The organism is Aureimonas sp. CAS (genome assembly GCF_059838215.1).
Genome location: NZ_CM187563.1, coordinates 1,481,912 through 1,494,284, shown reverse-complemented (window position 1 = coordinate 1,494,284; position 12,373 = coordinate 1,481,912). Strand labels below are relative to the sequence as shown.

General features: G+C 69.6%; 8 protein-coding genes. 6 read left to right on the top strand and 2 right to left on the bottom strand.

Annotation, left to right across the window (positions count from 1 at the left end; translation table 11 throughout):
- Positions 1-27 precede the first annotated feature (27 nt).
- The 6 genes from ntrB to cysG all read left to right on the top strand — a co-directional run bounded on the left by ntrB (position 28) and on the right by cysG (position 8,812).
- On the top strand, positions 28-942 hold the full coding sequence (ntrB, locus tag AC6R2M_RS07300) for a nitrate ABC transporter permease (protein ID WP_500486933.1): 915 nt from the start codon (positions 28-30) through the stop codon (positions 940-942).
- Between the two features lie 14 nt (positions 943-956).
- Complete coding sequence (locus AC6R2M_RS07295) at positions 957-1,757, top strand: ABC transporter ATP-binding protein (RefSeq protein WP_500486931.1); 801 nt, start codon at positions 957-959, stop codon at positions 1,755-1,757.
- A gap of 98 nt (positions 1,758-1,855) precedes the next feature.
- Positions 1,856-4,321: a nitrite reductase large subunit NirB gene (nirB, locus tag AC6R2M_RS07290; RefSeq protein WP_500486929.1), complete on the top strand. Its 2,466-nt coding sequence runs from the start codon at positions 1,856-1,858 to the stop codon at positions 4,319-4,321.
- Positions 4,318-4,659, top strand: coding sequence for a nitrite reductase small subunit NirD (nirD, locus tag AC6R2M_RS07285; RefSeq protein ID WP_500486927.1), 342 nt, complete (start codon positions 4,318-4,320; stop codon positions 4,657-4,659). The genes nirB and nirD overlap by 4 nt, the downstream gene beginning before the upstream one ends.
- Before the next feature lie 3 nt (positions 4,660-4,662).
- A complete protein-coding gene (locus AC6R2M_RS07280) occupies positions 4,663-7,293 on the top strand; it encodes a nitrate reductase (protein WP_500486925.1) in 2,631 nt (876 codons plus the stop codon).
- The gene (cysG, locus tag AC6R2M_RS07275) at positions 7,265-8,812 is read left to right on the top strand and encodes a siroheme synthase CysG (RefSeq protein ID WP_500486923.1); all 1,548 of its coding nucleotides are present in this window, start codon (positions 7,265-7,267) and stop codon (positions 8,810-8,812) included. The genes AC6R2M_RS07280 and cysG overlap by 29 nt, the downstream gene beginning before the upstream one ends.
- A 72-nt stretch (positions 8,813-8,884) precedes the next feature.
- On the opposite strand, the gene zigA is transcribed toward cysG, so the two are convergent.
- Both zigA and AC6R2M_RS07265 read right to left on the bottom strand, forming a co-directional pair.
- Positions 8,885-10,108, bottom strand: coding sequence for a zinc metallochaperone GTPase ZigA (gene zigA / locus AC6R2M_RS07270; protein ID WP_500486921.1), 1,224 nt, complete (start codon positions 10,106-10,108; stop codon positions 8,885-8,887).
- A 76-nt stretch (positions 10,109-10,184) separates the two neighbouring features.
- Positions 10,185-10,826 (bottom strand): ZinT family metal-binding protein, encoded by a 642-nt coding sequence (locus tag AC6R2M_RS07265; protein WP_500487522.1) that lies wholly within the window; start codon positions 10,824-10,826, stop codon positions 10,185-10,187.
- Positions 10,827-12,373: the final 1,547 nt, after the last annotated feature.

Sequence of the window (12,373 nt, the reverse complement as noted above, 5' to 3'; positions counted from 1 at the left end):
CACGTCGGCCCAGCAAGGAGAGAGCCCATGGCGAAAAGCGCAGCCAAGCTCGTGACGGTCGCCGCGCCGCCTTCGGCGGTCACGCCGAACGCGACGCCGGCACCGGCCAAGATCGTCCCGCTGCCCCGCAGCGGCCCCTCGCCCCGCCAGCGCATGGCGGGCCGGGCGAAGGCCGTGGCGGAAAGCCTTCTGCCGCCGGTCGTCACCCTCGCAATCCTGCTCGGCGCCTGGGAACTCCTCGCCGGACAGGGTGCGGCGCTGCCGCCGCCCTCGGTCGTCGTCTCCGACACGTGGGACCTGATCGTCTCGCCCTTCTACGTCAACACGGGCAACGACGTCGGGCTCGGATGGCAGCTCTGGGCGAGCCTTCAGCGCGTCGCCATGGGCTACGCCATCGCCGTCGTCGTCGGAATCTCGCTGGGCGTCCTCGTCGGCCAGTCGACGCTCGCCATGCGCGGCCTCGACCCGATCTTCCAGGTGCTGCGGACCGTGCCGCCCCTCGCTTGGCTGCCGCTCGCGCTCGCCGCCTTCCAGAGCGGTCACCCGGCGGCGATCTTCGTCATCTTCATCACCGCCGTGTGGCCGATCATCATCAACACGGCGGTGGGCATCCGCAACATTCCGGAGGACTACCGGAACGTGGCGCGCGTGCTGCGGCTCTCGCCCATCGAGTTCTTCACCAAGATCATGGTGCCGGCGGCCGCGCCCTACATCTTCACCGGTCTTCGCATCGGCGTCGGCCTGTCCTGGCTGGCGATCGTGGCGGCCGAGATGCTGATCGGCGGCGTCGGCATCGGCTTCTTCATCTGGGATGCGTGGAACTCGTCCCTGATCTCCGACATCATCCTGGCGCTCGTCTATGTCGGCCTCGTCGGCTTCGCCCTCGACCGCATCGTGGCGCTGATCGCCCGCTTCGTCACCCGCGGCACCTCGGCCGCCTGAAGGAGACGCGACCCATGAGCACCAAACCGTTCCTGTCCATCGAAGGCGTCGCCAAGAGCTTCACGCGGGGCCACGCCACCACCGAGGTCCTGAAGGACATCGACCTGACCGTCGCCAAGGGCGAATACGTCTCGATCATCGGCCATTCGGGCTGCGGAAAGTCCACGCTTCTCAACATCGTCGCCGGCCTGACCCAGGCGACGCTGGGCGCGGTTCTCCTGGAGAACAAGGAGGTCAACGAGCCGGGGCCGGACCGTGGCGTGGTCTTCCAGAACCATTCGCTGCTGCCCTGGCTGACCGTCTACGAGAACGTCGCCCTGGCGGTCGACAAGGTGTTCGCCGGCCGGAAGAGCGCTGCCGAACGGCGCGAATGGACCATGAAGAACCTGGAACTGGTCCATATGGGCCACGCCAGGGACAAGCGCCCGTCCGAGATTTCGGGCGGCATGAAGCAGCGCGTCGGCATCGCCCGCGCGCTCGCCATGGAGCCGAAGATCCTGCTCCTCGACGAGCCCTTCGGCGCGCTCGACGCCCTGACGCGCGCCCATCTGCAGGATCAGGTGATGCAGATCCAGGCCGAGCTGGGCACGACGGTGATGATGATCACCCACGACGTGGACGAGGCGGTGCTTCTGTCCGACCGCATCGTGATGCTGACCAACGGTCCGTCGGCGCGCATCGGGGAGATCCTCGACGTGCCGCTCGCCCGGCCGCGCCGCCGGCTCGAACTCGTGTCGGACCCGGTCTACACGCGCTGCCGCGCGGAGGTGCTGCGCTTCCTCTACGAGCGCAACCGCTTCGTGGAAGCGGCCTAGGCACCGCCCTCACCGGTCTGCCCGCTCCTGCTCGCATCCACCCTCTCCCCGATGGGGAGAGGAATGGCGCCCCTCTCCGCGCCCGAAGGATCCCTCCGATGACCGAAGCCCAGAAGCAGAAACTCGTGATCGTCGGCAACGGCATGGCGCCGGGCCGCATGCTGGAGCACCTCTTCGAGACCTCCCCCGGCCTCTACGAGGTGACGATCTTCAACGCCGAGCCCCGGGTGAACTACGACCGCATCATGCTCTCCCCCGTCCTGTCGGGCGAGAAGAGCTTCGAGGACATCGTCATCCACGGCGACGGCTGGTACGTCCGCAACGGCGTGACCCTCTACAAGGGCCATCGCGTGGTCTCGATCGACCGGCAGGCCAGGACCGTGACCTCCGATCACGGCGTGACCGCGCCCTACGACAAGCTCGTCATCGCGACGGGCTCGACGCCCTTCATTCCGCCCGTGCCCGGTCACGACCTGCCGGGCGTCCTCGCCTATCGCGATCTCGACGACGTGGACGCAATGATGCTCGCCGCCCAGTCGAAGGCCAAGGCCGTCATCATCGGCGGCGGCCTGCTCGGGCTGGAGGCGGCCGCGGGCCTGAGGGCCCAGGGGCTGGAGGTCACCGTCCTTCACCTGATGCCGACGCTGATGGAGCGCCAGCTCGATCCCGCCGCCGGCTTCATGCTCCAGCGCGCGCTGGAGGCGCGCGGCATCGAGGTGATCACCAAGGCCGACACGGAGGCGATCCTCGGAGAGGGCAAGGTCGAGGGCGTGAAGCTGAAGGACGGCCGCGTCATTCCCGCGACCCTCGTCGTCATGGCCGTCGGCATCCGCCCCTCCACCGCTCTCGCCAAAGAAGCCGGGCTCGCCTGCGGACGCGGCATCCATGTGGACGAGCACATGGTCACCTCCGATCCCGACATCCTCTCGCTCGGCGAATGCGCCGAAGTCGGCGGCCATGTCTACGGGCTCGTCGCGCCGCTCTACCGCATGGCGGAGATCGCGGCCCGCACGCTGAGCGGCATCCGAGAAGCGGGCTTCGCCCATTCCGACACGCCGACGAAGCTCAAGGTCACCGGCATCGACCTCTACTCGGTCGGGGACTTCGCCGACGCGCCGGACCGCGAGGAGATCGTCCTGCGCGATGCCTCGGCCGGCATCTACAAGCGGCTCGTCGTCAAGGACGGCAGGCTCCTCGGCGCCGTCCTCTACGGCGAGACCGCCGATGGCAGCTGGTTCTCCGACCTGATGAAGAAGGGCATCGACATCGCCGAGATGCGCGACACCCTGATCTTCGGCCAGTCCTTCCAGGGGGGCGCCCCCCTGGACCCTATGGCGGCCGTTGCAGCCTTGCCGGATGATGCGGAGATCTGCGGCTGCAACGGCGTCTGCAAGGGCAGGATCACCGGCGCGATTACGGCCAAGGGCCTGACGAGCCTCGACGAGGTCCGGGCTCACACCAAGGCCTCGGCCTCCTGCGGCACCTGCACCGGACTCGTCGAGCAGTTGATGGCGCTGACCCTTGGGGACGCGTTCAACCCGAACGCGGTGAAGCCGATGTGCGGCTGCACCGATCTCGGCCACGGCGACGTGCGCCGCCTCATCAGGGCGAAGGAGCTGAAGAGCATTCCGGCCGTGATGCAGGAGCTCGAATGGAAGACCTCCTGCGGCTGCGCGAAATGCCGCCCGGCGCTGAACTACTATCTCCTCGCCGACTGGCCGGGCGAGTACACCGACGACAAGCAGAGCCGCTTCATCAACGAGCGCGTCCACGCCAACATCCAGAAGGACGGCACCTATTCGGTGGTCCCACGCATGTGGGGCGGCATGACGAGTTCGCAGGAGCTGCGCGCCATCGCCGACGTCGTGGACAAGTTCCGGATTCCGGCCGTCAAATGCACCGGCGGACAGCGCATCGACATGCTGGGCGTGAGGAAGGAGGACCTGCCGGCGGTCTGGGCGGACCTCAACGCCGCCGGCATGGTGTCGGGTGCGGCCTACGCCAAGGGCCTTCGCACGGTGAAGACCTGCGTCGGCACCGACTGGTGCCGCTTCGGCACGCAGGATTCGACGGGCCTCGGCATCCGCATCGAGAAGTTCATGTGGGGTTCCTGGACCCCGGCCAAGGTCAAGATGGCCGTCTCCGGCTGCCCGCGGAACTGCGCCGAGGCGACCTGCAAGGATGTCGGCGTGATCTGCGTGGATTCGGGCTACGACCTCCATTTCGCGGGCGCGGCGGGCCTCGACATCAAGGGCACGGAGGTCCTGTGCCACGTCGAGACGGAGGACGAGGCCCTCGAGGTTATCGTCGCGCTGACGCAGTTCTACCGCGAGACCGGCCATTATCTCGAGCGCATGTACAAATGGCTGAAGCGGCTCGGCATGGAGCCGATCCGGGCGACCGTCGTCGAGGACGGCGAGAAGCGCCGCGCGCTCTTCGACCGCTTCGTCCACTCGCAGCGCTTCGCGCAGGTCGACCCCTGGGCCGAGCGCGCGTCCAGGGGCGTCGCCGCGCACGAGTTCCGGCCGATGGCCGAGATCGATTTCCGGGAGGCCGCGGAATGAACTGGGTCGCGATCGGGAAGCTCACCGACATCCCCCGGCGCGGCGCGCGCTGCGTCGCCTCGCCGCTCGGGCGCATCGCCATCTTCCGCACGGCCGAGGACGAGGTCTTCGCCATCGAGGACCGCTGCCCCCACAAAGGCGGACCGCTCGCTCAGGGCATCGTCCACGGACGCGCGGTCACCTGCCCGCTCCACAATGCGGTGATCGATCTTTCCTCCGGCGAGATGCAGGGGCCGGACGAGGGGCGCGTCCGCACCTTCCGGCTGCGCCTCAACGCCGAGGAGCAGACGATCGAACTCTCGCTCGACCTTTCGACCCTCGTCGAAGCCGCCGAGTAGGCCATGGACGGCGTCATCGACCCGGCGCGGACCCGCACCACCTGCCCCTATTGCGGCGTCGGCTGTGGGGTGATCGCGACGCCGCGACCCGGCGGCTCGGTCGGGATCGCGGGCGATCCGGCGCATCCGGCCAATTTCGGGCGGCTGTGCTCCAAGGGCTCGGCGCTGGGCGAGACGCTCGGGCTGGAGGGGCGCCTCCTTCACCCACGCATCGGCCGATGGCCGGCCGGCTGGGACGAGGCGCTGGACCTCGTGGCCGAGACCTTCGCGGCCGCCATCGCGGAGCACGGGCCGGACAGCGTCGCGATCTACGGGTCGGGCCAGATGCTGACGGAAGACTATTACGTCGCCAACAAGCTGATGAAGGGCTTCATCGGCTCGGCCAACATCGACACGAACTCCCGGCTCTGCATGGCCTCCTCGGTCGCGGGCCACAAACGCGCCTTCGGCTCCGACACGGTGCCGGGCACCTACGAGGATCTGGAGGAGGCGGACCTGATCGTCCTCGTCGGCTCCAATCTCGCCTGGTGCCACCCGGTGCTCTTCCAGCGGATCGCGGCGGCGAAAGCGGCGCGGCCGCAGATGCGGATCGTCACGATCGACCCGCGCCGCACCGCGACCAGCGCGGCGGCGGACCTCCATCTGAACATCGCGCCGGACGGCGACGTCGCGCTCTTCAACCTCCTCCTCGCCCGTCTCGCCGATTGCGGGGCGATCGACGAATCCTACCTGGCACGGCATGTTCGCGGCCTCGACGAGGCGCTGACGGAAGCGCGGCGCACGGACCCGGAGGCCACCGGCCTCTCATCGGACGAGCTTTCCGCCTTCCTCGACCTCTTCGCCCGCACAGAGAAGGTCGTCACGGTCTACAGCCAGGGCGTGAACCAGTCCGCCTCCGGCACCGACAAGGTGAACGCGATCGTCAACTGCCATCTGGCGACCGGCCGGATCGGGCGGCCGGGAATGGGACCGTTCTCGGTGACGGGCCAGCCGAACGCGATGGGCGGGCGGGAGGTGGGCGGCCTGTCGAACATGCTCGCCGCCCATATGGAGCTTGGGAACCCGGCGCATCGGGAGATCGTGTCCCGTTTCTGGGGGAGCGACCGCCTTCCGGCGCGCCCCGGCCTGAAGGCCGTCGAGCTCTTCGACGCCGTCGCGGAGGGGCGGATCAAGGCGCTCTGGATCATCGGCACCAACCCTGCCGTCTCGATGCCGGAAGCGTCCCGCGTGCGCGCCGCGCTGACGGCCTGCCCTTTCCTCGTCGTGTCCGACATCGTGGAGAGCGACACGGCCAGCTTTGCCGATGTCCTCCTGCCGGCGCTCGGCTGGGGCGAGAAGAGCGGCACGGTCACCAATTCCGAGCGCCGCATCTCGCGCCAGCGCGCTTTCCTCGGCGTGCCCGGCGAAGCGCGGCCCGACTGGTGGGCGCTGTGCGAAGTCGCGCGCCGGCTCGGACATGGAGACGCCTTCGCGTACCACGGGCCGGCGGACATCTTCGCCGAACATTCCGCGCTCTCCGCCTTCGAGAACGATGGGACGCGCGACTTCGATCTCTCCGGACTGACCGGGCTGGCGCCGGACGAGTACGAGACGCTGGAGCCCGTCCGCTGGCCGGTGCCCGATCGCGGCACGCAAGGGGGACGGTTCTTCGCCGAGGGCGGCTTCTTCACGCCGGACGGTCGAGCGCGGATGATCGCGGTGGCGGCGCCGGCGCCCGTCTCGGCGCCCTTCGTCCTCAACACCGGCCGCGTGCGCGATCACTGGCACACGATGACGCGCAGCGGCCGTTCCGCCCGCCTGTCGGCGCACATGGCCGAGCCCTTCTGCGAGATCGCGCCCGGCGACGCCGAGCGGCTCGGCATCCGCGCGGCCGACCTCGTGCGCGTCGAGACCGATCACGGCTCGGCGGTCCTGCGCGCCTTGATCACGGAGCGGCAGGCGCCCGGTCGCCTCTTCGCGCCCATGCACTGGACGGCCGAGTTCGCGCCGGCCGGGCGCATCGGGTCCATAGCACAAGGCGTGCGGGACCCTCACTCGGGCCAGCCGGCCTTGAAATCGACGCCGGCTCGGCTTCGCCGCTATCCCGCCCGGTGGCACGGCTTCGCGGTGACGCGACGGCGACCCGATCCGGCGCTGGCGGACTATTCGGCTCTGGCCCGCACCGAAGGCGGCTGGCGCGTCGAATTGGCCGGGCTCGGCGAGCCCGATTCGGCGCGGCTCGCCGCCGCGCTCTTCGGCACCGACGAGACCATCGCGCGCACCGACAGAGGCGCGGGCGCACATGCGCTCGCGAGCTTTTCGCGGGGGCGGCTCGAAGGCGCGCTGTGGATCGCGCCCTCCCCCGTCGGCGTTTCGCGCGCCTTCGCCTGCGGCCTCCTGCGCGAAGAGCGCATCGAGCCGGCCCGGCGCGCCATCCTCCTCGCCGGCCGGCCCGGGCGCGACCGGCCGGATGCGGGTGCGCTCGTCTGCTCCTGCCTCTCGGTCGGGCGGCTGGATGTCGAGCGCGCGGTCCGCGCCGGCGCTCACGACGTCGCCGCCATCGGGCGGGAAACGAAGGCCGGGACCAACTGCGGCTCCTGCCGTTCGGAACTGAAGGAGATCGTCGATGCGGTCCTTGCACGAGACGCCCGCTGACCACACGCCCCGCGTGGCCGATCTGGCGACGCTTCCCGTCTTCTTCGACCTGTCGGGCAAGCGCGCGGTTCTGGCCGGCGGGTCGGAGGCCGCGGCCTGGAAGGCCGAGCTCCTCGCCGCCGCGGGAGCCCATGTCGAGGTCTACGCGCCGTCGGGCGACCTCAGCGGCGAGATGGCCGAGCTGATCGCCGCGCCCCGGACCACCGGGTCGCTCGCGCATCACGACCGGCCCTGGGGCCTCGACGCCTTCGCGGGCGCGGTCGTCGCGGTGGCGGACTGCGGGAGCGAGGCCGAGGCACAGGCCTTCGCCTGCGCCGCGCGCGCCGCGGGCGTGCCCCACAACGTCATCGACAAGCCCGCCTTCTGCGCCTTCCGGTTCGGCACGATCGTCAACCGCTCGCCGCTCGTCGTCGGCATCGCCACCGACGGCGCCGCCCCCATTCTCGGCCAGGCCGTGCGCCGGCGCATCGAGACCCTGCTGCCGCCCGCCCTGAAGGATTGGGCCGGCCTTGCCGCCTCGGTGCGCGCGCAGGCGATCGAGCGCCTCGCCCCCGGCCCCGCACGCCGCGCCTTCTGGGAGCGCTTCTCCGACCTCGCCCTCACCGACCGCCATCCCGAGCGGGCCAAGGCGAACGCCCTTCTGGCGCAGGTCGAGACGGACGCCGCGACGCCCGCCGCCTCGGGCGGGCGCGTCACGCTCGTCGGCGCCGGCCCCGGCGAGGCCGAGCTCCTGACGCTGAAGGCGGTGCGCGCGCTGCAATCGGCCGACGTCATCCTCTTCGACGATCTCGTCTCCGACGAGATCCTGGAGCTCGCCCGCCGTGAGGCCAAGCGCATGCTGGTCGGCAAGCGCGGCGGGCGGGAAAGCTGCCGCCAGGAGGACATCAACGCCACGATGGTGCGGCTCGCCAAGGCGGGCAAGCACGTGGTGCGGCTGAAGTCGGGCGACGTCGCCGTGTTCGGGCGGGCCGGCGAGGAGCTGGCCGAACTGCGCCGCCATTCGATCCCCGTCGCGATCGTGCCCGGCATCACGGCGGCCTCGGCGCTGGCCGCCGCCTTCGGCGTCTCGCTCACCCACCGCGACCATGCGCAGGCGCTGCGCCTCGTCACCGGCCATTCGCGAAAAGGCATCCTGCCTGAAGACCTCGACTGGACCGCGCTGGCCGCGCCGCGCGCCACCACGATCTTCTACATGGGCGGGCGCACGGCCGGCGCCATCGCCGCCCGGCTGATCGCCGAGGGCGCCTCGCCCGTGACGCCCGTCGCGGTCGCCGCCAACCTCTCGCGCGCCGACGAAACGCGCGAGACCGGAACGCTCGCGAACCTCCAAGCCATCGTCGCGCGCATCGGATACGACCGCCCCATCCTCATCGGCGTCGGAGACGTCTTCGGGGAGGTCGCCTGCCGGGACGGCAGCCTGCCGGCTCCCGGGCTTCCGGCGCATGCCGTCGGCTACAGCATAGGCCCGAAAATCGGCGTCGATTTTCGGAAAGCCCGATGCGTAGAGTCAAAGAGATAGAGCGACCTTTGTGCGTCCGAGAGGACGCACGGCGCTCTAAGGGCCCGGCCCGGCATCGATGGTCGCCGGAGGTCAGGCGGCCCGGCGATCCCATTCGGGGAAGGGATCGGCGAGCCCCGCCCAACGCTCGGGCACGAAGCGTTCGTCCGGGACGAGGCACGCGTCGAGGCGCGCGCGAAGGGCGGCTTCGTCCATGGCCGACGTTCCGATGAAGACCAGCTCCTGGCGACGGTCGCCCCAGACCGGATCCATGTAGGGCGCCACGGCGGCGCGCCATTCGGCGTTGTCGGGCCAGCGCACCTCCGGCACGGAGGCCCACCACAGACCGGCCTTCTCGACCCGCACCAGCGCGCCCGCCTGCGAAAGGCTGCCGACATAGCTGGGCCGCGTCGCCAGCCAGAAGAAGCCCTTGGCGCGCACGACGCCCGGCCAGCTCTCGTCGATGAAGGCCTGGAGCCTGCCCGGATCGAAGGGCCGGCGCGCGCGGTAGACGAAGGAGCGGATGCCGTATTCTTCCGTCTCCGGCACATGGTCGGCGAAGCCGTAGAGCTCCTTGTACCAGAGCGGATGCTGATGGGCCTTCTCGAAGTCGAACAGGCCCGTGCCGAGAATGTCGTCGGCCGCGACCCCGGCGAAGTCCGTCTCGATCAGCCGGGCGTCCGGGTTCAACCCCTTGATGATCGTGCGGGCGGCCTGCACGCCCTCCCGCCCGGCCGCCGAGACCTTGTTGAGGACGATCACGTCGGCGAACTCGATCTGATCGACCAGCAGATCGACGATGGTGCGCTCGTCCTCCGCGCCCAGGCTCTCGCCCCGGTCGCGCAGGAAGTCCTGCGAGCCGAAGTCGCGCACGAGGCTGGCGGCGTCCACGACCGTCACCATCGTGTCGAGGCGCGCCACGTCGGACAGGCTCCGCCCCGCCTCGTCGCGGAACTCGAAGGTGGCGGCGACGGGCAGCGGCTCGGATATGCCGGTGGATTCGATCAGCAGATGATCGAAGCGGTCTTCCAAAGCGAGCTTGCGCACCTCCTGCAGCAGGTCGTCGCGAAGCGTGCAGCAGATGCAGCCATTGGTCATCTCGACGAGCCGCTCGTCGGTGCGGGACAGATCGGCCCCGCCGTCGCGCACGAGCGCGGCGTCGATGTTCACCTCGCTCATGTCGTTGACGATCACGGCGACGCGCTTGCCCTCGCGGTTGTTCAGGACGTGGTTGAGAAGCGTCGTCTTGCCGGCACCGAGGAAGCCGGAGAGGACGGTGACGGGCAGACGGCTGTCGGGTTCGAAGCTGGCGGTCATGGCTGATCCGATCTGTCGAAGAGGTCGGGAGACGCCCGGCGGAGGAGCCGGGCGCCTTGTCGGGGGGTGCCTGCCTTCAGTGGGCGAGCATCTCGGCGACGATCCCGTCGGCGCCCAGCGAGGACGGGTAGTAGGTCGGCCAGTTCGTCACCTCCTCGAGGAGCGCGGCGCGGTCGTCGCCCCAGTAGAGGTGGTAGTGGTCGGCCTTGGCCGGGAAGATCCCGTGGTCGCTGAACTGGATGTAGCGGGGCGCGTCCTCGTCCCCGTCCACCTTCTGGAAGATGAAGCGGACGCCGCGATTGCCCTTCGCGTAGGTCAGCACCTCGTAGCCGTCATACTCGTAGCGCCCCTCCAGCGGCTCTCCGTCGCGGTAGAAGGTGACGATGTCGCCCTCGATGGTGATGCGCTCGACATCGGTGCGGTAGCCGATCTCGTAGTATTCGGCATATTCCTCGGCGCTCTTGTCGCCGGTCTCCGCCTTCTGCTCCCAGACGGGATCGAGCGTTCCGTCCTGAAGGTAGGGATAGACCGACTGCCAGTCGCCTTCGTAGTCGGACAGCGGCCGATCGGCGATCTGGCTGTCCTCGAAATAGCCGGCGTAGATCTGCGGATCGCCGTGGCTGTGGGCGTGCCCGGCGTGATCATGGCCGTGATGGTCGTGGCCGTCGCCCTCGTGAACCACGCCGCTGCCGCCGACGACCGCTACGTTGTAGGGCATGCCCTCGACCTCGACGGTCCCCGTCTCTTCGAGCGTGTCCTTCGAGACGAGCCGCACGAGACCCGCATTGGGATCGGTCATCACCACCTCGTCGCCGGCCATCGCGATGCGCGGGCGCGGCTCGCTCCAGTGTCCGTCCATCGAATAGGGCTCGGTCACGCGAGCGCTGTCGGTCAGCTTCGCATCCAGAACGTCGAGCTTGTGGAGCGTTCCGTCCTCGGTCAGCACGTAGCCGAAGCGGGCATTGGCGGGGTCGAGCGCGAAATCGACACGGCGGAACGGCAGTTCCACGTAGCGCAGATGAGGCTCGTCCACCGGATCGATGACCACGATGCCGTTCGCGCCGTAATTGCCGAGGAAGACCTGCATGGACCGCGAGCCGAGCAGCGTTCCGGTCTTCTGGCCGGCCGGCAGCTCCGTCCCGTATTCCAGCATGGCGGTCCGGATGCCGTCCGGCCCGTTCGTCACCGTCAGGATGCCCTCCTCGCAGCCGGCGGCGAGGAAGGCGCCGGAGAAGGCCTCGCCGTGGATGCCGGTGCAGGTCGCGACCTCGCCGACCGGCTCTCCGTCTTCAGTGATTTCCTGCAGGCCGATGCGCGAGGGGGCCGCGTCCCCTTCCACCGGAGCGTCCGACGCGACGCTCGTCACCCAGCGCTCGCCGATCGGCGCCACGAAGCCGTGATGGGCCCGCGCCTGCTCGATGCGCCGGCTCTCGATCTCGCCGTGAGACAGCTCGTGCGCGTCCACGATCTCGGCATAGCCGCCGCGATCGAAATTGATCGCGACCTTGCCGGAATGGTCCACGACGTGGAACGGGCGCGGCCCCGTCAGGGCGCCGTCCACCGCTTGCGGATCGGCGATCGAGATGTCGGAGTGGTCTCCATGGGAGTGGAGCGAGACGCCGCTGGCGATGAACTGCACCGTGTCGTCGTCGGACTGGACCGCGACGACCGCGGCGCCGTCATTGACGCCGTAGAGCTTCGGCTGGCCGGTCGTCTCGAACGTCCAGCGATTGCCCGGTTCGCCCAGATCGAAGGCGGTGACGCGGCCTTCCGCATGATCACCCACGAAGACGCGGTAGAGCGTGACGCTGTCGTGATCGTGGTCATGGCCCTGCGCCATGGCGTTGGCCGACAGGACGAGTGCGATGCCCGTCGAGCAGGCAAGCGTTCGCAACATGAGATGATCCTTCTTGCGATGGAGGAGAGTGAGAAGGGAAGCGCGGGCCGTCGCGGACGGACGCCGCCGGCCGTCGAAGCCGCGCCGAAGATCAGCGGGCGGTCGTTCGCCCGCAGGCCGAGCCGAGGTCGATGCAGGGCGGACGGACGGTGCGCGCCGTGCCGGGTCCCCCAAGGCGAGATCGACCTTCGCAGACGTTCATCGCGGATTCCTGCATCATGATCCCGAAGAGTGACGGCCGAGCGGATCGCGCCGGGTCCGATCCCCGACGTCTGTTATGTTATTACATAACGGCTCCAGCGAACGCAAGCTTGCATGACGGTGCATTTGGAGGCGCCGAGGGGCTGCGACGGACGCCGGTTCTCCGA

Bases quoted from the DNA above. Each gene is read 5' to 3' on its own strand.
- ntrB (WP_500486933.1), top strand. From the start codon at position 28: ATGGCGAAAAGCGCAGCCAAGCTCGTGACGGTCGCCGCGCCGCCTTCG.
- AC6R2M_RS07295 (WP_500486931.1), top strand. From the start codon at position 957: ATGAGCACCAAACCGTTCCTGTCCATCGAAGGCGTCGCCAAGAGCTTC.
- nirB (WP_500486929.1), top strand. From the start codon at position 1,856: ATGACCGAAGCCCAGAAGCAGAAACTCGTGATCGTCGGCAACGGCATG.
- nirD (WP_500486927.1), top strand. From the start codon at position 4,318: ATGAACTGGGTCGCGATCGGGAAGCTCACCGACATCCCCCGGCGCGGC.
- AC6R2M_RS07280 (WP_500486925.1), top strand. From the start codon at position 4,663: ATGGACGGCGTCATCGACCCGGCGCGGACCCGCACCACCTGCCCCTAT.
- cysG (WP_500486923.1), top strand. From the start codon at position 7,265: ATGCGGTCCTTGCACGAGACGCCCGCTGACCACACGCCCCGCGTGGCC.
- zigA (WP_500486921.1), bottom strand. From the start codon at position 10,108: ATGACCGCCAGCTTCGAACCCGACAGCCGTCTGCCCGTCACCGTCCTC.
- AC6R2M_RS07265 (WP_500487522.1), bottom strand. From the start codon at position 10,826: ATGCCCTACAACGTAGCGGTCGTCGGCGGCAGCGGCGTGGTTCACGAG.